Consider the following 22,950-nt stretch of genomic DNA (forward strand, 5'->3'; position numbering starts at 1 on the left):
GATTGTACTCATTTTCTACATGCTTATAATCGAGCTGCCTATTACGTATTGCTGGGATGAAAGTATACTGAGCATTGTGATTCGATTCTTTTTTATAGAAATACATGCGTTCAGGCTCGTCTTAATACTAGAAATAATTAAAGGAGACAAGCGGATAACCGCCTGCCTCCTTTAATTATTTCTATTCCAATCTGACGGGTAACTTTTTAGCCCATTACACTATGCCTTGTTCAATCATCAGAGGGGATATAACAAAGGGCTATAATTCTAGAGCTGAACCGCCGTTGTCTTTCCTTCTTTACGCTTCTTGGCGTATTCTGCCGTAGCGGTAAAGAGGACATCCGAGGATGAATTCAGTGACGTCTCAAAAGAATCTTGCAATACTCCAATGATAAAGCCAACCCCAACGACTTGCATCGCGATATCATTCGAAATGCCGAACAAGTTGCATGCCAAAGGAATAAGCAGAAGAGACCCGCCGGCTACGCCCGAGGCGCCCGTAGCGGATATAGCGGCTAAGATACTTAGAATCAGTGCTGTACCAAAATCCACCTGAATACCCAACGTATGAACCGCCGCCAGGGTTAAGACAGATATTGTAACGGCTGCTCCCGCCATATTAATGGTTGCGCCTAATGGAATAGATACCGAATACGTATCTTTGTCCAGTCCTAATTTCTCGCATAATCTCATATTGACTGGAATGTTCGCCGCAGAGCTTCGTGTAAAGAATGCCGTAATCCCACTTTCTTTTAGGCACTGAAACACGAGCGGATACGGATTTTGACGAATATTCAGATACACGATTAAAGGATTGACCACCAATGCCGTAAATAACATACATCCAATTAGAACGGAGAGTAATTTGCCGTAATCGAGCAAAGACGAAAGTCCACTCGTTGTAATAGAGTCAAAAATAAGGCCCATAATCCCGAACGGCGCGAACTGGATAACCCACTTGACGATTTTTGATACGGCATCCGAAAATTGAGTGATCAGGCTTTTAGTGTTATCGCTGGAGCCTTTTAGAGCAACACCAAGTAGGATCGCCCATGCAAGAATACCGATATAGTTGGCGTTCATTAGAGCACTTACTGGATTATCAACAAACTGAAACAACAAGCCTTTTAGAACCTCGACTATGCCCTCAGGCGGAGTCATATCTTGTGTGCCCGATACCAGCGTCAATCTAACCGGAAATATAAAACTTGCCGCGACCGATAACAGCCCAGCCAGAAAGGTACTTAGAACGTAAAGAACAATAATCCTTTTCATATTGGTCTGTCTGCCCTTTTTATGGTTGGTTATAGCAGCCATCACCAAAAGTAGCACTAATACCGGGGCAACCGCCTTTAATGCTGACACAAATAAGGAGCCCAATAACACAATACCAGTTGCACCTGGAGCAACCAGGGCCAAGACAATCCCCACGATAATTCCCAGTAAAATACGTTTGATAAGACTTATTCGGTTCCACTTCAATAATGCCGTTCTCATCTTATTCCTCCGGACTCAAAATAGAAATGCCAACCAACACCTCGACACTGTAATGTGGCATAGCGTTAGTTTATCATAGAAACTACCTTCTTTGTGAAAATGGGAAATTTTTATACTCGTATTCTAAATTCCGCTTCCCCAACGCCTTAGCCTGCTCCTGATTATCAAACGTAATTTCTTTCAGTTCGCATAATTAAAGGAGACAGGCGAATATTCGCTTGTCTCCTTTAATGATTTGTACTCCAATCTCATGAGTAACTTTTTGGCTCATTACATTCTGTCTAAGTTTAACCATAAGGTGTCAGCATAATCCCTGAACTCTAAGGTGTATAAATGGCTGGCTGTGGAGGCGACTCCATGCCCTCACCCAGATAAAAGCCTGTATGTGGAGGCTGATTATAGGCTACATTTTGCCAGGCTATACTTAGTCGATAGACGGGATCATGCATAAGCGTGTAAAAACGATGCTCCGTCTCATACGGTGTAGAGTAGATTCGCAGGGCCGAATTATCCGCTGTTCGCCAGATAACTTCCTCTCGCCAGTCGCCAAAGAGATCCGCCTGCAGAGCTGGTGTACCCTTGGTGCCATTATTAGATAACGTTCCATCCGCGTTCAGCAGCAGCACTGGCGACTCATTGATATAGTCCCATTTCTCAATCTTGCCGACGCCTGTCTCGTTGTTGCTAGATCGGGTATGGTCCAGCAGCTCACGCAGCAGATCTCCATCCCACCAAATGCCAAAGTTCCTGGACGAAGGGGATGTGCTGCTAATCAGCTCTCCTGTAGCGGTGCGCAAGCCTACATTTCCCGATGCCCACTGCTCCGCTCCCTTATAGCGAGGGTCGATGTCTGCGGACATGCCGCGTCCGGTATCCACCCCGGTGTGCACTCCCCACAGAATCTCACCCGTCTGCGGATCGTACATGGCTGCTCCATATTTGCCGTTTCGATCCTCATTCACCTTGAAGACCTCTAGGCCTGGACGATCCGGGTTCAGATCGCCAACATGAAGGGCGTCCCCGTGTCCCATTTTGGTATTCACCAGGAGGGTACCATCGTCGTCCACGACCATGGAGCCATAGATGATCTCATCCCTGCCGTCGTTATCCACATCGGCTACGCTCAGACTGTGATTGCCCTGTCCTGCGGTCCCCGCATTCGCCGGAGCATTGCTGTCAAATATCCATCTTCGTGTGAGCTCTCCATCACGCCAATCGTAGGCGACTAGGACAGAACGCGTATAATATCCTCGTGCCATGACGATACTGGGGCGAGTTCCATCCAGATAAGCTACACCTGCCAAGAACCGGTCCACGCGGTTACCATAGTTATCTCCCCATGAGGATACACTGCCTCTTGGCGGCTCGTAGTCTATTGTAGTCAAGGCTTGTCCTGTATCCCCGTCGAACACGGTCAAATACTCTGGTCCACTTAACACATAACCTGCAGAATTGCGATAATCCGCCGTGGCATTCCCAATGACCTGACCGACTCCATCAATCGTGCCATCTCCGGTCTTGCTGACAATCTCTGCCCGTCCATCCCCATCAAAATCGTAGACCAGAAATTGAGTGTAATGCGCACCGGCACGAATATTGCGTCCCAGATTAATTCTCCATTTCAAGGTTCCATCCAATTGATAGGCATCCAGATAGACAGGTCCGGTGTGGCCTGATTGCGAATTATCCTTCGAGTTGGAAGGGTCCCACTTCAGCACAATCTCATATTTCCCGTCTCCATCCAGATCCCCCACACTCGCGTCATTGGCATTATAGGTATAGACTACACCATCGGGCGTCGTTCCTCCTGCTGGCTGCTGGATGGGCACATCCATGTAGGTATCGTTCCATACCATCGCTGGGGATGATTCTGCTTGTGGCTCGCCGTTAAGAATTGCCTTGATGGTGTACTCAGAAGAGGTCGTACCCGATGTGTCCAAAAAGTTGGTCGATGCCGTAATCGGTGCCTCATTGATCTTGAGGCTATCCCGGTAGACATCATAACTGACATGGGCAGGCTCCGTGCCCAGCATTCGCCAGCTTACCAGCATTCCACCCTCTACTGGTACAGCGATGGCACCTCGGTCAAGCTGCTCCATCTGTCTAGGTGCCGCAGCAGCCATACTTGATTCTCCACCAGAATACATCCCAGCAAGCACCATACTGCCAATAGCAGCGAGGGCTACGTTACGACATGTTCGTCTCCATGTTCCCATAATGCTCCTCCTTACCGATTTGGATTTGCTGTGCCTGTTCGACTTGGGTAGCTTAGATTGGAACAAATTTACATACTCATTATATGATAACGCTTACATTTTTGGGAAGACGAGCCACCTTTGCTTTTTGTTCAAAAATCCGGTCAAACACTTCACAAATCAGATTTCTCCTCTCACTAACTAAGTACTCCCTCTCATGATCCGAAAATAGCTACAGAAAATATGCACTGAAAATACTAACCGAAAGCATGTCCTAATGACTTATACATGCTATCATCTAAAAAAAACAGCCTCTCCCATTAGGAAGATCGGCTGCGGGTATTGTACACTATAATCAGTCTTCATATCGTCTATCATCATCGGCAATGGATTGGATATCCTCTGCACTGATGCTCATATATACATAGCCATCCTTCTCCTGCTTTTTCAACGCAGCCTCCTTCATGAACCGGGGGCTGGCGGGGCCGGCGTCCTCATCATAAATAAGCAGAATTCCGTCCGTTTTTCGCAGAAGCAGCTCATCTCTGGCCTTGTATTGCCAGATTCCCTGATACGGCTGATTACTGACCAGCCCATAATAGTCAACTTGCTCCACAAGACGCTGGTAGTACTCCTTGCGCTCTTCCTTCCACTTCTCATCTGTAGGCTGATGCGCAGCCAGAATAGAACACTTCACGTGTGGGTATTCCTCTCTGAGCGCTAGCACCGCCTCACATGCCCACAGATCCACTCCATATTGGCCAGGGGTAATCACCCATTCCAGCCCCTCTTCGATGAGCGGAATAAGCTTGCCCGTGATCGCCTTCTGGATATAGGCAATGCCCTCATGCTGCTGATTGAAAATATTCAATTCATGGGCGCGATACCCGGTTACGAGCAGATTTTTCATAGTAATGCCTGTCACCAACCTTTAACACAACCTCTGTATGGGCTGCACGATATCTCTGTGCTGATCTTGCGCTGCGTCGACTTCTGAGCTCAGACCCGGGCATTTCCCCTGATCCTTTTGATCCTCTCGATCTCCGTGGCCTAGCGGCAGGACAACCGGGAGCATCTGTAGGCAGGAGCAGTAGAGGTGGGGCAGGGGTACCCTCTCTTAGATGGGTTGTCACCGTCTCAGGGAGCGATCTACGTCGCATATGCTTATAGTACGGAGACAGCTTGTGCAGCGTCGTCAGCAGCTTCACCCGGTAGGTCAATGATGGGAACGGCCACTGCTTCATAAGCCATTCGAGCCGCTGAAGTGCGTCGTCAGGATGCATCCAGGCCATGCTCCCATAGCTAAGCGCATCACGTTCTGGATACACAAGATGCTCCACGACCTGCGATGCAGGTGTGCTCTCTCCTGTAGTGCCAAGCCCCACTCGGACACAGGCAGAATGCAAGCCGTCCAATACCTCTAGAATCGTTGCCAGCCGGTAGCCGAACAAAATGTACTCTTGTCTTCCGATACTCTCCCGTCGTGCATATACCTGCTCAGCCAGCTCGGACAAGACCAGCAGCATTCCGCTCAGCGGCTCCGGGGGTACAGGTGCATGCTTACGCATCAGGCAGTTCATCTCCCTTCCCTTGGATGAGCTTCCCCGCGTGTACCACTTACCCGTGCACAGCCTGTCAGCTCCCGTTTCACCAAGAGCATATGCCCGTCCGGGAACGATTATGATGGCTGAAGCATGAGAATTTCTCTAAGCTCCTCCTCTGTCCAGAAGGATTCATCCGTCTCACCAGAGTGTAGCACTTCTTCTACCAAATTCTTCTTTCGCTGCTGCAGCTCCACCATCTTATCCTCGACCGTATGCTGAGTCACTAACCGGATGACCTGGACAGCATTCTTCTGTCCCATCCGATGGGCCCGGTCCATCGCTTGCTGCTCTACCGCAGGATTCCACCACAGATCAAAGAGAATGACCGTATCGGCACCCGTCAGATTCAGTCCGGTACCACCCGCCTTAAGCGAGATGAGGAATGCGTCCCTGCTTCCCTCGTTGAACTCGGCACATAGCTCTACTCTTTCTTTGGGCGGAGTCTGACCATCCAGGTAGAAGTATTGCACACCAAGCTGCGTGAATTCACGACGTATCAGGTCCAGCATCTGGGTAAATTGCGAGAAGATCAGCATCCTGCGTCCCGAGCTGCGGCATTCCTCCACGATCTCAAGCAGCTGCTCCAGCTTGGCGGAGCTACCTGTGTAGCCTTCCACGCACAAGGCTGGATGACAGCAGATCTGTCGGAGCCTGGTCAGTCCGGCCAATATACGGATGCGATGCTTGTGAATCGTATTGTCATCCAGATGCTTCAACGTATCCTGACGAAGCTTCGCGAGGAAGGCAGCGTACAGCCGCTTCTGCTCAGGAAGGAGTTCCGACACCTGAAGATACTCCATTTTCTCCGGCAGTTCTGTAAGCACATCCCTCTTCAGTCGCCTCAGCACGAAGGGTCTTATTCGCTTAGCAACCTGCTCTCGGCTTAACGCCTGGAAGTCCTGCTTGCTCTGGAGCAGGTCTGGAAATACCACATGAAAGATGGACCACAGCTCCTCCAAAGCATTCTCAATTGGTGTGCCTGTCAAAGCGAACTTTTGTCTGGCCACAATCCCTCTGACTGCCTGCGCCGTCTGCGATGTATGGTTCTTGATTGCCTGCGCTTCATCCAGAATCATCGTATGGAAGACCATTCCCCCATATAGCTCTTTGTCCTTACGAAGCAACGGATACGAAGTAATAACCACATCCTGCTCGGACCACGTCTCCAGTGATCCTGTGCGTTCAGAACGTTCACCATCAATAATCATCGCCCGTAGCTCTGGTGCGAACTTCCGTAGCTCATTGGCCCAGTTATAGATCAGGGAAGCGGGGGCAAGCACAAGCGCTGGCTGCCTCCGTTCCCGAATCTCCGGCAGACTGGAGACGATATAAGCAATACTCTGCAGCGTCTTGCCAAGCCCCATGTCGTCGGCCAGTATGCCACCGAAGCGGTAGCGCGCGAGTGTCTTCATCCACTGGAATCCATACTTCTGATATTCACGGAGCACGCTCTCCATTCTCTCAGGCAATGCAGCCCTCAACATCTCTGGGTGCCCCATATCCTCCATGAATTGACGCAGGGCCTGTCCAGACTGAACAACCGTTCCGCGCTCTAATAGCTCTGTCAATTGAAAAGCCCGGGCCACCGGAACGCGAATGCTTCCCCCCTCCAGTTGGGTATGAGTCACCCCGGCTTCGTTCATCAGACGTACAATTTCCCTGAATTCCTCGGTATCCAGCGGCATAAGCGCTCCCTCGGGAAGCCGATAGTACTTGCGCTTCAGCTCTAGCGATTGCAGTAGCTCACGAATAGCCGCTTCATCCATGCGATCCACTTGAAAGCGAAGCTCCAGCCAATCCGTTCGTTCATCGACATCAACCGTAATTCTTATAGGGGCAGGGCCTTGATACAGCCGTTCCTTGACTGCCGAGGTCGCATAGATGTCCAGCAGCTGCTCCAACTGAGGGACTGTATGATACAGGAAGTCATATTCCGCTGCCTCATCCTCCATGAAGTAGCCGCTGTCCGTTCTCGCAAAAGCGCTATGCTCCATTAAGGATATAATCTGCTGCTCCTGCTCTCCATCCCGCATCAGGATATACCCACGCCCACCATGGCCGGTAGATGACTCCTCTAACGGATTCAGGACAATGTCCCCATAGGTGAATTCGAGACTCGCCAGCAAACGTTGTCTGATCCGGTCTAGGTACAGCTTCGCTCGGAGTGGATGCCTTACAATCTGATCCGCTACCGCAGGCGCCACTGTGACACTGCCCAGCTTACGAAGACCAGGAATCACCTTCTCCATGAAGGATTCCATCTGCTCTGGCTGAATCCGAATCTCTCGTTGGCGGGAAGTATCCAGCAGCTGCTTCAACTCGGACAGACGACGGCAGGAGTCTGGCGAGAGAGGGATCATTTTCCCCTCATACAAGGCCGCTCCGTAAGGCTCTAGCAGCAGGATGTCATCCAACCGCTCGATTTGGAGCGCATATTCCTCCACCTGGCCCTGTGCCTGATCAAAACGGAACTCCAGCAGTTCAGCACCCTCCACCACGTGAACCCCTGAATACAGTGTCCCGTCTTGCTCTAGACGTACCGCAGATGAACGGCTCAGTAGCGGACGAAGCGTCTTCCAGAAGGAAGGGGGAATGAGCAGCATGCGCTCACCGCTAATGCTTCGTCCCTGATGTCCACTCCCCTGTGAGGTCTGCTTATACCAGAGCTCATGATGGTAAATGGCTACCAACTGCTGCAGGATATCATCGTCCTCGGTACGGAAGCAATTCACTGCTGGATCATAGGTGTAGCTCTTGGAGAAGGGAAAGGGCTGTCGATGCTCAATCGCTTCCAGAAAAGCCCGCAGCTTCTGCACGATATACATCCTCTGTGTCCCCAGCTTCAGCTCCAGCGCAAGCATGTAGGTGCGACTCCCGGTAGGAAATGGCCTTAACAGGAACTCCATCTCGACCAGCGTGCGATGCTCCAAATAAGGTGCAGCCGCTGTGGGGCGTGGGGGGCGTTCAGAGAATAGCCCCAGCACACCATTAGCCAGTCGTGTCTGACTGGACACCAATCCCTGGCGTCCTTGACGCTGAGTGCCCACCGTGCCATGACGCACCTGCATCTCACCTGCTCGCCCAGTCCAGCCTGTGGTAGACGTACCTCCAGAGGTCCTTGTACCAGATGATGCATACCCCTCTGACCCCGTGCTGTTTGCTGCCGCTCCTCCATCATGACGAAGCTCGTGAATGTGTAGCAGTACTGCAGCAATATGTGCGCAAAAATAATCAGATGTAGCATGGCTTGGACAGTCACAATCCGCCTTCACATCACCATCTTGGTCAATTTCCACGTATACTTCATATCCGATCCCGTCTCGTACCATAGCCTTGTATACATTTACCTCAGGATTGTAGCTGGTGAGGAGGACTTTATCGTCCTGCAGCAGAGCTTCCCCTTCATTGCAGGTTTCTCTGCCGCAGAGTAGCTTAATGACACGAATCGTCAATGGAAAGCTCATTGCTCGTAATCCTCCCTGTTCTCCTTCGTACATCACCGTACTGGATAATTTCGCTCTATACTCTATCATACCAGAAAGCCGCATGCCAGCAGTGAATACACTGCCAGATAGCCTACTGGCATAAATCCCTATTCACACTATGGACACTCATGCGCCATCCGCTCCAAGGCTATAGGGGTGCAGCCTGCCAACACAGGGTCTGTATTCAGAAGCATACTTACTCCATGGAGGAAATACATTTATAGGAGTGGGATTTATCTGCTTATTGGGGCATCATGCCACTAATCTGCGGTGAGATCGACCAACAGGGCATTATATTTTACAGGTATGAAGGAGATGGGTGAGACAATATGGAAGATCCTCGGCTAACACTCTGCATGATTGTCAAGGATGAGGAAGCTTGCCTGGCACGCTGTCTTGAAAGCGTTCAGGGAGTCGTCGATGAGATGATCATTGTGGACACTGGTTCCAGTGATCAGACCGTTGCAATCTGTGAGCAATATGGAGCTACTGTACTTCATTATGAATGGCATGATGACTTCTCCGCTGCTCGTAACCATGGATTGCCCCATGCCACTGGAGATTGGATTCTGTGGCTGGATGCAGACGAAGCATTGGATACGTACGACGCGGCCTACGTCAAGGAGCTGCTGCGAGAAGAGGAAGATCATGTGCTCTCTGTGCATCTGATTAATTACGTTAACGATACACGCAATGCGGATGATGCGTTTCATATTGCTCAGACGCGCTTATTTCGCAATGGAAAGGGATTCAAATTCCGGGCTACCATTCACGAGACCTTGAACATTACTGAAGCCTTGTCTCCTGAGGAGCTTCCTACAGCCATCAAGCTACTGCCCGTGCGAATCCATCATGAAGGGTATACTGAATCCGTTATTGCCAATAAAAAGAAATCTGAACGCAACCTGAATCTTCTCCTGAAAGAGCTCGGTAAAGAAGGCCACAGCCCATGGATTGAATATCATCTTGCCAGTGAATATGCTCATCTTCAGGAATACGAGTCAGCCTTTGCTTATGTGAATCGTTCGATCAAAGGTTTTCTGGAACAAGGCGTAGCTCCACCATCACTGCTATACAAGCTCAAGTATTCGGTTCTAATCTCTACAGGAAGCGCAGAGGGCGCATGGCCTGGCATTGAGAAAGCCATTGAAATGTATCCTGACTATGTAGACCTGCATCTGTACAAGGGTATTATTCTTTATTTAAAAGGCTGGTACGAACAGGCTCATGAAGCCTTTGACCACTGTCTGGAGATGGGCGAAGGTAATCTCGCGCACCTGACTCTCCGTGGCTCAGGCAGCTTTCATGCCTGGTATTACAAAGGTCAATGCTACGAGCAGGAGGGCCAGCTAGAGCAGGCGCTTCACGCCTATTATCAGTCACTTAGCTTATCTTATACTTACACCCCAGCTTCAGATGCCTTAATACGGCTTAACGAGCTATTGAAGGCATGACGTGCGTAATAAGCAAATAAGCAACTCGTGTTCGTGCAACAGGCCAGTCAGGAATCACTTTGACCGGCCTGTTTTACTTATTTCTTTCTAGATTTATGTAGGATTTAGCAGCAATGGATTTGTACATGCTGCTAGTCGCAGCAAAGCCCCTCTTCCAGCCTCGTATCGGATGTATGTATTTAGTGAATATAGAGCTTAGGTATTAGAAAAAAAGCCGCTATTCCATGACGGAACAGCGGCTAATATAAGACAACCTGGTTATTCGGTAAAGGTAAATCAACAACTCCTAGTATAAGAGTAAGAAGTGCACCCGCTGTGTTAGCTCCGAAAATAGAGATGGCCGTAAGGCTCGTTCCCGTGTTTCTCCTATGGCTCCTGTTACTACCGTAATTCCTATTGGCACTGGTCCAACACTTTCAATACTGTCTTCAGCTTACTATCAAGCAGCAATTCCTTCTTGATCGTTTCCTGCAATGTGGACTGAACACTCTTATTTATAATCAGAAGTTCACTAATCGTAGCAGGAATCGTCAGACCTGGCAATGTACCTACAGCATATTGAATCTTCTCTGCTTCTGCATTAATGACGTGACCTAATCCCAGCTCTTCCATCGCAATGGATGCTAAGAGCAAATTAATTGCTTCGTCTCTTGTTAAGGTTATGTTAGGATTAATATTAGGTATGTTCGGTTGAGACATGCTATCACTCCTCAGCTCAATTTTTGGTATCTCCTTCTACATAATCGATGAACACCTGAAGGAATATACTCTGTTCCGATTCAGGTATTTCTCCAGTTCAGCACAGAAGATATCTTATTCTATGTAGTAGCTAATGATCCGTGATACATGCCAAGCCTAACTTCTCTATGCGCTGCTGATATGCTGAACCGCACTAAAAAAGACTCCAAATCCACGATTAGAGTGGAATTGAAGTCCTACTGGTCTGAATGAATGGTGAAGATTGATTATTTTGGCGTTAAAATGCAGGTACAGATACCTCACCAAATTTCTTTTCAATTTACTAGTGAATATAGAGCTTAGGTGTTAGAAAAAAAGCCGCTATCCCATGACGGGACAGCGGCTGATATAATTTACTAATTATTAACTCAAGCGAATTACAGTCATATTAGTTGGGGCATCCGTAGCCAATGTTGCTGCACCAAGTACACCCGTCAATTGCAACTGTAGCGTTGCGTTCGCTGGAACCGTAACAATAAAGTCGTTGGTAAATGCAGATATACCCAGCACTGGAGTTATGACTGATTGAGGTATTGCTGCACCATTCAACAACACCTGTGAACTCAAGAGAAGTGCTGCAGTCAAGTTAACTGAGTAAGACACAAAGTAATTGCCCGCATCGGTCAATGTGATAATAGTACTCGTTCCATTGAATGCTGTTCCTGGTCCAATCACCTGGTTATCCGGTAAAGGTACATCCACAGCTCCTAGTACAAGAACAAGAGTTGCACCCGTTGTGTTAGCTCCAAAAATAGAGCTGGCCGTAAGGCTGGTTCCCGTTTCACCCGTGGCACCCGTCGCCCCTGTGGCTCCGATGGCTCCTGCATCTCCCGTGGCACCCGTTGCTCCAGTTACTCCGGTTTCGCCTGTCGGACCTGTCGGGCCAGTTACTCCCGTTTCACCTGTGACTCCTGTTCCACCAGTCGCTCCGGTTTCACCCGTCGGACCTGTCGGGCCAGTTACACCCGTTTCACCCGTAACTCCTGTTCCTCCGGTGGCTCCGGTTTCGCCTGTCGGACCTGTCGGGCCAGTTACACCCGTTTCACCCGTAACTCCGGTTCCACCAGTCGCTCCGGTTTCGCCTGTCGGACCTGTCGGGCCGGTTACTCCCGTTTCACCTGTGACTCCGGTTCCACCAGTCGCTCCGGTTTCACCTGTCGGACCTGTCGGGCCGGTTGCTCCCGTTTCGCCTGTAGCTCCGGTTCCTCCGGTGGCTCCTGTTTCGCCCGTCGGACCTGTCGGGCCGGTTACTCCCGTTTCACCTGTGACTCCTGTTCCACCAGTCGCTCCGGTTTCACCCGTCGGACCTGTCGGGCCGGTTACTCCCGTTTCACCTGTGACTCCTGTTCCACCAGTCGCTCCGGTTTCACCTGTCGGACCTGTCGGGCCAGTTACACCCGTTTCACCCGTAACTCCTGTTCCACCAGTTGCTCCGGTTTCGCCTGTCGGACCTGTCGGGCCGGTTACTCCCGTTTCACCTGTGACTCCTGTTCCTCCGGTGGCTCCGGTTTCGCCTGTCGGACCTGTCGGGCCTGTTGGACCTGTCGGGCCAGTTGCTCCCGTTTCGCCCGTGACTCCAGTTCCTCCAGTGGCTCCGGTTTCACCCGTCGGACCTGTCGGGCCAGTTGCTCCCGTTTCGCCTGTGGCTCCGGTTCCTCCAGCGGCTCCGGTTTCACCCGTCGGACCTGTCGGGCCAGTTGCTCCCGTTTCGCCTGTGGCTCCAGTTCCTCCAATGTCTCCCGTTTCACCTGTCGGACCTGTTGGACCTGTCGGGCCAGTTGCTCCCGTTTCGCCCGTGACTCCGGTTCCACCTGTAGCTCCTGTTCCTCCTGTGGCTCCGGTTTCACCCGTCGGACCTGTCGGGCCAGTTGCTCCCGTTTCGCCTGTAGCTCCGGTTCCTCCAGTGGCTCCTGTTTCACCTGTTGGACCTGTCGGGCCAGTTGCTCCCGTTTCGCCTGTAGCTCCGGTTCCTCCAGTCGCTCCGGTTTCACCCGTCGGACCTGTCGGGCCAGTTGCTCCCGTTTCGCCTGTGGCTCCAGTTCCTCCAGTGGCTCCGGTTTCACCCGTCGGACCTGTTGGCCCGGTTGCTCCCGTTTCGCCTGTGGCTCCAGTTCCTCCGGTTTCACCTGTCGGACCCGTCGGACCTGTCGGGCCAGTTGCTCCCGTTTCGCCTGTGGCTCCAGTTCCTCCGGTTTCGCCTGTCGGACCTGTCGGGCCGGTCGCTCCCGTTTCGCCTGTGGCTCCTGTTCCTCCAGTGGCTCCGGTTTCACCCGTCGGACCTGTTGGCCCGGTTGCTCCCGTTTCGCCTGTGGCTCCAGTTCCTCCGGTTTCGCCTGTCGGACCTGTCGGGCCAGTTGCTCCTGTTGCTCCTGTTGCTCCTGTTGCTCCTGTTGCTCCTGTTGCTCCGGTAGCGCCAGTTGCTCCCGTAAATCCTGTTGGAACAGGCCCGGCACTCTTCAATACGGTCTGGAGCTTACTATCAAGCAGCAATTCCTTCTTGATCGTTTCCTGCAAGGTGGACTGAACGCTCTTGTTCACAGTCAAGAGTTCACTGATCGTCGCAGGAATCGTCAGACCTGGCAATGTACCCACAGCATATTGAATCTTCTCTGCCTCTGCATTAATGATGTGACCTAATCCCAGCTCTTCCATCGCAATGGACGCTAGGAGCAAATTAATTGCATCGTCTCTTGTTAAGGTTATGTTAGGACTGATATTAGGTATGTTGGGTTGAGACATGCTATCACTCCTCAGCTCAATTTCTGGCATACCCTGTTACACAATCGATGAACACCCGAAGAAGTACACTCTGTCCCAATTCCGGTTGATTTCCGGTACAGCACAGAAGATATCATATTCTATGTCGTAGCAAGTGAACTGTGATACGTGCAAAGCCTATCTTCTCTATCACTATTAAAATATGCTGCACCTCGACATCTCACAATCTTGGTCTGAATTTGTCCTCACCGTCTCGAGTATCCCCTTTGAATTCTATGCACAAAGTATAAGAATGATGGCAGAACTGGACATGCGGGTACACGAAAAAAGACTCCAATTCCACGATTAGGGTGAAATTGGAGTCTTTCAGGTCTGATTGCATGGTGATGAGAGCTAATTTCTACATTAGAATGCAGGTACAGATACCTCACCAAAGTTCTCTTCCAGGTATTTTGCTACTTCTGGTCCGGTCATACGCTCTGCCAGCTTCTGAATGGGCTCAGAGTTAGCGTTGTCTCCACGAGCCACAAGTGTGATCGCGAAGCGGTCGTCCGTCTTCTCGGTAATGAAAGCATCCTTCTTCGGTGTCAAGCCGAGAGGACTTGCATACGCAGGATACATGGCCACCGCATCTACATCATCATAGGAACGGGCCAGCATCAAGAGATCTACTTCCTTGAAGACATAATTCTTCTTGTTCTCCACGATATCAGCCTGCGTTGCGGCATATCCTGCCCCTTCTCTCAGCTTGATCATGCCATTCTGCTCGAACATAACAAGCGATCTGCCAACGTTGGTGGAGTCGTTGGGAATCGCAATAACGGCACCCTCTGGCAGCTCATCTATACTCTTATATTTCTTGGAATACGCGCCGAAGAGCGCATGATAGATCGGCTTTACTGCGACCAGATCAGATCCGTTTGCTTCATTATATTGCTCCATAAAGGGCACATGCTGGAAGAAGTTCGCATCCACTTCATTGTTCGCCAGAGCCGTATTAGGCTGTACATTGTCAGAGAGTACCACGACCTCCAGATTAATGCCGTCCTCCTTGAGCAGTGGCTTGACTACATCCAGAATATCCGTCATTGGCGGAATAAGAGATGCTACCTTCAGAGTCACTTCCTCAGCGGGAGCAGACTCCGTATTCTTGGGCTCGCTTGCCTGCTGCCCACAGCCGGCTCCTACTAACAGGATCATTGCCAGCAATGCCATCATCCAGGTGCTTCTCATTTTCTGCTTCATTTTCTTAACCCCCAACATATTCTCTTTTTTTGACTTGCTCTTCATGGTTGCCGATCTGTGAGTGTGGATAGACACATTTCTCAATATCTGATTTTTAAGTATTCGAGCAATCAATACATACTATAGCCTTATGACTCAGCGCTTGTCCAGCCATCGCGCTATGGTATTCCCTGTGAACTGGATCGCCTGCACAAGAACAATCATAATAATAATTGTAAAAAACATAAGCTCCGTCTCAAAGCGTTGATAGCCATAACGAATGGCAAAATCACCAACACCGCCACCTCCAACGACCCCCATAACGGTAGAATAGGAGATAAAGGTAATCGTGGCCGTCGTCAGACCTAGCGTCAACCCTGACCGTGCCTCAACGTACAAGAACTTGTATACCATCTGCAAGGTGGAAGCTCCCATGGAGGAGGCTGCCTCCATAACGCCTTTGGGTACATCCAGCAATGCCTGCTCGACAAGTCGGGCATAGTAAGCAATCGCCACCACGGATAGTGGAACAGTCGCTGCAATCGTCCCCAGTGCCGTACCGACCACAAGCCGGGTAAACGGAATCATGAAGACCACTAGCAGCAAAAACGGAAACGAACGGATAATATTCACCACACTGTTGGCTATATTGAATATGATTCTGTTCTCATACTTCTGCCCAGGCCTGCACAGCATCAGGATCGTACCGAGCGGAAGACCAACCAGTACGGCCGCAGCAATCGAGACACCCACCATAATGAACGTCTCACCAATGGCCTGCCAGATCTGGGATTGATAATGGATAAGATTCGCTATCAACTCGTCAAACATCCGTCCGCTCCCCTCTCCCTTGCTCTACCCGAAAGGTCCGCACCAGACGCCCCTGCTCCATTTCGGCTACACGATGGCAGAAGCTCTTCATCACCTGCATATCATGGGTCACGAGTACGATCGTTGCCCCGTATACTTTATTGGCGTGACGGAGTACCTCCAGGATCTCCTCTGTCGTCTGCGGGTCGAGCGCAGAGGTTGGCTCGTCACACAAAAGCACCTTAGGGTGATTCGCCAATGCGCGAGCAATAGCGACCCGCTGCTTCTGTCCACCACTCAGCTGTGCCGGGTACTGCTCCAGCTTGTCCGCAAGTCCCACGAAGTGCAGCAGCTCCTTCACTCGCTTCGCACGCTCACGCTTCGGAATGCCTGCCAGCTCCAGGGGCATGGCTACATTACCACCCACCGTGCGGTTATGGATGAGATGATAATGCTGAAATATCATCCCGATCGAACGAATGGCTGTTCTTAGCTCATTTCCTCGCAGTCGGGTCATATCCTGTCCGTCTACCTGGACAATCCCCTGATCTGGCCGTTCCAGCATGTTGATCATACGGAGCAGAGTGGATTTCCCGGCACCGCTGGCGCCGATAATACCATAGATCTCCCCTGCCTCGATCTCTATAGATACGGAATCGACTGCCGTATATGTGTGTTCTTTTCCCACATAGCTCTTGCTCACTTCCTGCAGCGAAATCATGGAGTCCCCCCGAAAAAAGATGATATGTCTCGGCCACCGACCGATAAAGAACTTGAAAAAAGCCCGCTAGGCCGAACTAGGCGGCCACGCGAGCAAGTTCACTCAACAAATTATATTACCATACCATTACAAGTTCAGGGTAGTGAAAAGACCTATAAATTAACCAGTCTACATCCGGTTAAGGTCTCAGCCTTGGGCCTGATGCTGAAGTACTTAGGTAACAGTGGATGCGTTAAGCTTTTGTACTGTCATCCGCTTCATAACGCAGTCCCCACTGGCCACGCGCCTGATCCAGCAAGCGCATAATGCCCAGAGACTCCTCCCATGTCATGACCGGGCTCTCAAGAAGCCCCTCCTGCAGACATCTTCCCACCTCTTCAGCCTCATAAGCGTAGCCTGCAAATTCACGATCATCCTTAATGACCACAGGCTCTTCACCGTCCACATATAGTGTTGCTGAATCCGAGAAGAGGAAGCGCGGGATATGAATGTAGCCTTTGGTTCCGTGGATGAAAGCATCATTCGGTAGCCCCAGTCGGATCGCTCCATTCAGCATAGCCGTGCGTCCTTCGCTGTAGGACAGCATGATTGAGAACTGCTCGTCTACCCCTGTCTCACCGATATGGGCCGTACTAGCCATACGTTCCGGGTTCGGACCAAATATCATGGAAGCAAATGATACTGGGTAGATGCCTGCATCCAACAGTGCTCCCCCTCCCAGCTCAGGATTCAAGAGACGATGATTGGGGTCCCATTCCATACGGAAGCCGAATTCAGCCTTGACCAGCAGCACGTCACCAATCTTGCCCTCAGCCAGCCACTCTCTCACCTGACGAATCGGCTTCAGATAACGTGTCCACATCGCTTCCATGAAGAAGAGCTGCTTCTCCTTGGCAACCGCCAGCACCTCTTCCAGCTCCGCACTGTTCATCGTAACTGGCTTCTCGCAGAGGACTGATTTTCCCGCATGAAGGGCACTAAGGATGTTCTCCTTATGCATCGGATGTGGAGTACCAATGTAGACGACATCTACCTCCGGGTCCGCCAACAACTCTTCATAACTGCCATATGCCTTGGGTATATTGAATTGCTTAGCAAATTTGTCTGCGCTTTCAATCGTACGTGAAGCTACCGCATATAATTCCCCATTACTAGCATGAGCCAAGTCCGCTGCAAATTTCTCCGCGATCCATCCTGTACTAATCAAGCCCCACTTCACACGTTTTGCTTCCTTCATATCAATTCTGCCTCCCTGAGTGCAATTTGAACTGCATCCGCGTCGCTACCTTGTAGTGTTGTACATACACGAATACAGGCGTAAGCGTGATATCTGTCTTGAAGCTGAATGCTTATTCCAATTCTCATTCTATCAGATTATAGACAGCTATGTCGCATCAACGACAAAAAGGGAGTCAGGCTTCACCTGTGCTCCCTTTAGACAGCTATATTTTATCAATTAAGAAGGCTTTAATATTGGGTATTACCGGACTGGCTTGTCTTGCCAGAGGCGAAACCTTTGAACAACGTAGGAACCTTGCTATAGCGCGTATTGGTAATTTTGGCAGTACTGGAGCTGCTGTCAGTTCGGAAAATAGAGTCCTTCACATTGGAAATATTGGAGTTCTCCAGCGTAAAGTTCACACGATAGCTACTTCCTCCATTCTGACGGGCCAGCTTGCCAATGTCATCCGCGCGGAAGTTCTTGATGTTAATAGTGCCAGAGGCGTTAGCCTGGAAGACCTTGTCGTAGGCCTTGAAAGCCCCGCCACCAGTAATGTTAACTGTTCCCGAGGATTTCAGCGTCAATGCATCTTCGCCTACATCAAGCCAGGTGACATTGCTGATTGTGGCATTTCCATATACGTGTACACCATCAGCTGCTGGAGCATCAATGTATACGTTTTTGAGTGTCGCATTATTTTCAAGTCGGAAGATTGGCTTTTGATTCTCGGCCTGACTGCCATCACCAAGCGTCTTCGGATTCGCCACAAAAGTCTTCCCTTTACCATCATAAGTCTTGCCCGCTTCAACTACAATCGTCTTGTCCACTACTTCTGGCGCGGCTTGTACCGGGGAAGCCCCCCATGTTATCGTTAACAATAATCCAGACAATAATATAGCTAATCCCTTTTTCACTAGAAACCATCCTTCCTATACTTTAGTATAGTACCACCCGCAGTAGTCTCTGGATCAGGAACGCAATGGGTCAATGGAAGAGATGTGCACCTCTCTCCATATGTAACCGCTATCAATAAATGCTACTTAAAAATGGGCTGACCGTTGTAGGCGATATCTGACTAAATTATACATAATTTTCCCATAAAAACAATATATTTTCATGACATTTTTCTTTATTTTTTTATTTTATTTCCAAATCAAAAAAAGAAAATTGGCATCTTGATTTCCCTCTAGCAAAAAAAACGAATCTCCTGTGCAGAGATTCGCTCTTGTTTCTCATCTATTTCCCTCTTGATCTTCAATGTACAAGTCGATTCATCTTAGAAGCCCTGATATTGCGGCTCCTCATCCTCTAGCTGCTGTACTCTGCTTTGAACCTGATTCACAATCTGCAGTGTTTGCTGCGCAGCGTTCGTGAACAGATTTTTGGCATCTTCATTTTGCGTCGATAATGCAAATTGCTCTAGACTCGCTTGAGCACTCTTCAAGGATGCCAGACAGGTCTTCACATCGGATGCTACAGTCATGTGTACTCACCTCCCTACTCTCGGTCATATCTTGACTGGATTATTATGACGAGCTTTCCACTCCTCTATTCAAATGGAAGCTATCGCATAAAAAACAGGATAAGCAGACATCCTGTGATATATGACTACTAAATTTCGTGACCCAAGGAAGGGAGCAAGCTTATGCCTGAATGGTTAATCGTATCCTATCGCACATTGGTCGCGCTGGTGGTACTCTTCTTCATGACCAAGCTGCTCGGCAAGAGACAGGTGTCCCAATTGTCCCTGTTCGAATATATTACCGGAATTACGATCGGTAGCATTGCAGCCTATATCCCGTTGGAAAGCGAAGGGACCTGGTATCTTGGTGTCATCTCCTTGATTGTCTGGGTGGTGGCATCGCTGGGCATCGAATATGTTCAGATGTACAGTAAGAAGGCACGGGATTTCATGGATGGGAAAGCAACGGTTGTTATCAAGGATGGCAAGGTGCTGGAGGACAATCTCAAGAAAGAGCGCCTGACCTCGGATGAGCTCATGGAGCAGCTTCGTGCTAAGAATATATTCAAGCTATCCGACGTTGAGTTCGCGATTATGGAACCCAGCGGAGTGCTGAATGTATTACCCATGAAGGAAAGTCAGCCTTTGACTCCCTCTAGCCTGGGCATTAAGGTCGCACCTGAGCAGTCACCGCAGATCGTCATTATGGATGGTAAAATTCTGGATTCTCCTCTATCCGAGCTGGGACTCAACAGAGAATGGCTCTATACCGAGCTGGATAAGCTTGAGCTGACTACGAGTAGTATTTTTCTGGCTCAGGTTGATTCCTATGGACAGCTGTATGTCGATCTGTATGCAGATGATCTGATTGTTCCGCAGCCAGAAGAAAGAGCCATGTTACTGTCTACTCTCAAAAAATGCGAGGCTGATCTGGAGATGTTCGCCCTGTCTACAAGGCAGAAGAAAGGAAAACAGCTCTATGAGCAATGCGCAAGCCAGCTACAGCAGGTGATTCAGGAGATCAGACCGCTGCTCGGACGCTAATTTTTTGCCTGATTGATCTCAGGCATACCGGATTATCTTCGCACCCTGTGCATTTGTCCCCATATAATGGAGTATTCCAAGACTCCAGGAGGGCAATATCCATATGAACAGACAACAATTCGAGGCGATCATGAGGCAGAATATCGTAGGAGCCGCCCAAGCGCTGAACTATAGCGGAGCCTCCTTTGCCGACTTTGAGAATTCACGCAGTAACCCGCAATATTGGAACATGACAGATCAGGGAGGCTTTCGCATCCGAAAGGAAGTCACTCCCGCTGAAGGGATACGTGATATCTTCAGAAACGGAAGAATGTATGCCTTTGAGTGTGCAACCGCCATGGTGATTGTGCTATATAAAGCTGTGCTGGACTCGATTGGTGAACAGCAATTCAATCGGCTATTTGCCAATATTCTGCTCTATGACTGGCACTATGACGAGGATCTGAGGCTTATCCAGGTCCAAGGCAGCCACCGGGCTGCTCCCGGAGATATTCTATACTTCATCAATCCGGATGTATCGCCAGAGACGCCTGAGTGGAAGGGTGAGAACACGATCAAGCTCAATGATACGATGTATTATGGGCACGGAATGGGAATTCTGCCAGCGGAGGAGATCATTGCATCGCTGAACAGACACCGTAGACCAGGAAGTAATCGCTCCGCCTATTTAACCGAGAATATCGTATTCCCTGACTTCGCCTATCTGTCCCAATTCGCGCCTGTAGCGAACCGTATTCCTCCTGAGTGGCATGCAGCTTTACAGGCTATGGAAGCAGGCCACGGCATATTCCCTTCTCCGCATGACACAACGGCGCCTGCCGTTACCGCTCGGGTAGGCAGACGCCGTTACATTCAGTAATTATTCAGTCCCTCTCATATGATGAGAATTACTGTCTGGTGATATTCACTTGAGCTTGGTCGCCTTTGTAATCCAGACTGATCTGGTAGGACTCAGGAAGACCTACTGTCTCGATCGAAGTGAAGTCACCGGTCTGCTTCCATGCACCATAGCTTATGATCTTGGAACCGATAGCAGGCACGTAGCCATTCTCGAATACGAGGCGAAGCTTGCCGTTCAATTCAGCGGCACCTTGGATGGTCAGGACATCGCTGTTGCTGCTCAGATGCAGCTCCAGCGTCCCCTTATCTGATTGCTTCAGGTTGCCCTGAATTTTCAGCTCGCCGCTCACATTCTTCTGCAGTGTACCCCCATTGATTGTGACATCACCTTTACCAAAGGCTGTCTGAGAAGCCCCTACTAGTATGCCCTCTTCGAGCACTGTGCCCCCAGAATAAGAGTTGTTACCCTCCAGCTTCAGCGTACCGCTGCCTGTCTTGGTCAGCCCGCCGACTCCAGCGATATGATTACGCCAGCTGTCTAGCGCGTGGAAGCCGCCATTCGTACCATCCATATTTACAGTGATTGCTTCCGGGAAGGAACCGAAGCCGTCTGCAGCTGCATACAGATTCAGACGTCCCCAGCCCTCTTCATCATCCAGCAGCGGGTAGCCGGAAGGCAATGCTGTAGTAGCCAGTACGGTACGACGCTGCTCGGCATCCAGGTATGGCTGGCGAGTCTCCAGCAGCACCTCTGCACCTTTAGGTACCACGGCAGGTGCCGTAGTGGATTGAATGGGTGCGAAGCCATATGTCAGGCGTTCCATGTACTTTTTCTCATTAGCAACCGTATCGGTGTAAAGATCGTTTGCTGTACCTTGCTGCGTCAACAGCACTTCATGAGCCTGCTCATACGCTGCCTTCTTCAAGTCACTATGTTCTGGATCGTTCAGGATCGCAGCAGACAATGCTGTAGCCAACACACGTCCACCCATGACATCCATCGGTGAATGCATACCCGCTACGACGCGGCTATCTCCCAGCTCTGAGGCACTGGCTAATAGCTCCTGATAACGCTCTGGTACAGCGTAAGCCATAGCAAATGCAGTCAGATAGGCAGCATTCGTATGTCCACTAGGGAATCCTCCGTCAGTAGTAGGATCATCTTTTTTGGCTGGCAGCAGCGTAGGAATGATCAGAGAATCATCTGCCCAGCGGAATGGACGCTTATAGTTGAAATAATTCTTGGACGGGTTCGAGGAGGAATACTCGCCACGCAGCGTGTTCACCAACGTAACGACCTTGCCCAGCTTGGATTCTGGATCGCCTGCATTGTTGCCTTCATCATCATATTTCTTGGATGTGGCATCTTGCGCAACACTGGTAATGGTGGTGACTGCTCCGGCATTCTCACGATAAATATCCGTCAAGGAACCCAGACCATCAATGACGCTATAGCTTTGGCTTCTGCGGTCACTTAGATAAGCATGCTCTTCGTCAGCGGCTGTCCGGCTGGCTGCAATGTCAGCCACCTTCTGAATGTTGGCATCCAGTACACTGCTGTTCAGCTTCGTACCTGAATCCCAGGAAGCACCTGGCTTCCACAGCTTATTGAATTCAGACAGCAACCGAAGTGCAGGATTGGTATCCTCGGTCTTGAAGTCTGATTTATTATTCTTGTAATGATCTACGAAGCTCGTTGAGGCTTCAGCTGGGGTACTAGCTGTTGGAGTCGATGTTGCTGATGTAGATGGTGTGGTTGTAGCTGGTGTAGTCGTTGCTTCTGCTGCACCTACCTGGCTTGCGCCCAGGGTGCTCGACAGCAATGCTACTGACAACAACGCAGCGGAGGCATTCCGGTTAAGATGTTTCATGACTTGCATCAAATCCTCTCTTTATCCAATTCTCTTCTCACCGTTCTCTTGGCTATGACGCCCCA

17 protein-coding genes are annotated in these 22,950 nt (G+C 50.0%); 3 read left to right on the forward strand and 14 right to left on the reverse strand.

Annotation, left to right across the window (positions count from 1 at the left end; all coding sequences use genetic code 11):
* Positions 1 to 267: 267 nt before the first annotated feature.
* The 5 genes from sstT to D328_RS0111845 form a co-directional block, all read right to left on the reverse strand.
* Entirely contained in the window at positions 268 to 1,497 is a 1,230-nt protein-coding gene (sstT, locus tag D328_RS0111825) for a serine/threonine transporter SstT (protein WP_018885224.1), read from the reverse strand.
* Positions 1,498 to 1,817: 320 nt separating this feature from the next.
* The gene (locus D328_RS0111830) at positions 1,818 to 3,713 is read right to left on the reverse strand and encodes a rhamnogalacturonan lyase family protein (protein WP_018885225.1); all 1,896 of its coding nucleotides are present in this window, start codon (positions 3,711 to 3,713) and stop codon (positions 1,818 to 1,820) included.
* 334 nt (positions 3,714 to 4,047) lie between these two features.
* Entirely contained in the window at positions 4,048 to 4,602 is a 555-nt protein-coding gene (locus D328_RS0111835) for an SLOG family protein (protein ID WP_018885226.1), read from the reverse strand.
* On the reverse strand, positions 4,565 to 5,260 hold the full coding sequence (locus tag D328_RS0111840; protein ID WP_018885227.1) for a hypothetical protein: 696 nt from the start codon (positions 5,258 to 5,260) through the stop codon (positions 4,565 to 4,567). The genes D328_RS0111835 and D328_RS0111840 overlap by 38 nt, the downstream gene beginning before the upstream one ends.
* Positions 5,261 to 5,370: 110 nt before the next feature.
* Positions 5,371 to 8,760: a DEAD/DEAH box helicase gene (locus D328_RS0111845; protein ID WP_018885228.1), complete on the reverse strand. Its 3,390-nt coding sequence runs from the start codon at positions 8,758 to 8,760 to the stop codon at positions 5,371 to 5,373.
* A gap of 350 nt (positions 8,761 to 9,110) precedes the next feature.
* On the opposite strand from D328_RS0111845, the gene D328_RS0111850 reads away from it, so the two are divergent.
* Entirely contained in the window at positions 9,111 to 10,235 is a 1,125-nt protein-coding gene (locus tag D328_RS0111850) for a glycosyltransferase (RefSeq protein WP_018885229.1), read from the forward strand.
* 393 nt (positions 10,236 to 10,628) lie between these two features.
* On the opposite strand, the gene D328_RS0111855 is transcribed toward D328_RS0111850, so the two are convergent.
* The 8 genes from D328_RS0111855 to D328_RS0111890 form a co-directional block, all read right to left on the reverse strand.
* Entirely contained in the window at positions 10,629 to 10,934 is a 306-nt protein-coding gene (locus D328_RS0111855) for a hypothetical protein (protein ID WP_018885230.1), read from the reverse strand.
* 402 nt (positions 10,935 to 11,336) lie between these two features.
* The gene (locus D328_RS28965) at positions 11,337 to 13,712 is read right to left on the reverse strand and encodes a BclA C-terminal domain-containing protein (protein WP_018885231.1); all 2,376 of its coding nucleotides are present in this window, start codon (positions 13,710 to 13,712) and stop codon (positions 11,337 to 11,339) included.
* Between the two features lie 384 nt (positions 13,713 to 14,096).
* A complete protein-coding gene (locus D328_RS0111865) occupies positions 14,097 to 14,936 on the reverse strand; it encodes a MetQ/NlpA family ABC transporter substrate-binding protein (RefSeq protein ID WP_018885232.1) in 840 nt (279 codons plus the stop codon).
* Positions 14,937 to 15,071: 135 nt separating this feature from the next.
* A complete protein-coding gene (locus D328_RS0111870) occupies positions 15,072 to 15,746 on the reverse strand; it encodes a methionine ABC transporter permease (protein ID WP_018885233.1) in 675 nt (224 codons plus the stop codon).
* Complete coding sequence (locus tag D328_RS28970; protein WP_018885234.1) at positions 15,739 to 16,446, reverse strand: methionine ABC transporter ATP-binding protein; 708 nt, start codon at positions 16,444 to 16,446, stop codon at positions 15,739 to 15,741. The genes D328_RS0111870 and D328_RS28970 overlap by 8 nt, the downstream gene beginning before the upstream one ends.
* Positions 16,447 to 16,678: 232 nt before the next feature.
* Positions 16,679 to 17,683 carry a Gfo/Idh/MocA family protein gene (locus tag D328_RS0111880; protein WP_018885235.1) on the reverse strand — a complete coding sequence of 335 codons (1,005 nt, stop codon included), beginning with the start codon at positions 17,681 to 17,683 and terminating at the stop codon, positions 16,679 to 16,681.
* Between the two features lie 230 nt (positions 17,684 to 17,913).
* A complete protein-coding gene (locus tag D328_RS0111885; protein WP_018885236.1) occupies positions 17,914 to 18,582 on the reverse strand; it encodes a pectate lyase in 669 nt (222 codons plus the stop codon).
* Positions 18,583 to 18,944: 362 nt separating this feature from the next.
* Positions 18,945 to 19,151, reverse strand: a complete 207-nt coding sequence (locus D328_RS0111890; protein WP_018885237.1) for a DUF1657 domain-containing protein — start codon at positions 19,149 to 19,151, stop codon at positions 18,945 to 18,947.
* A gap of 162 nt (positions 19,152 to 19,313) precedes the next feature.
* On the opposite strand from D328_RS0111890, the gene D328_RS0111895 reads away from it, so the two are divergent.
* Entirely contained in the window at positions 19,314 to 20,174 is an 861-nt protein-coding gene (locus D328_RS0111895) for a DUF421 domain-containing protein (RefSeq protein ID WP_018885238.1), read from the forward strand.
* Between the two features lie 103 nt (positions 20,175 to 20,277).
* Positions 20,278 to 21,033: a protein-glutamine gamma-glutamyltransferase gene (locus D328_RS0111900; protein WP_018885239.1), complete on the forward strand. Its 756-nt coding sequence runs from the start codon at positions 20,278 to 20,280 to the stop codon at positions 21,031 to 21,033.
* 28 nt (positions 21,034 to 21,061) lie between these two features.
* On the opposite strand, the gene D328_RS0111905 is transcribed toward D328_RS0111900, so the two are convergent.
* Positions 21,062 to 22,885, reverse strand: coding sequence for an acid phosphatase (locus tag D328_RS0111905; RefSeq protein WP_026281144.1), 1,824 nt, complete (start codon positions 22,883 to 22,885; stop codon positions 21,062 to 21,064).
* Between the last annotated feature and the right edge of the window lie 65 nt (positions 22,886 to 22,950).

The sequence above is a fragment of the Paenibacillus massiliensis 2301065 = DSM 16942 genome (assembly GCF_000377505.1).
GTDB classification, from domain to species: Bacteria; Bacillota; Bacilli; order Paenibacillales; family Paenibacillaceae; genus Paenibacillus; species Paenibacillus massiliensis.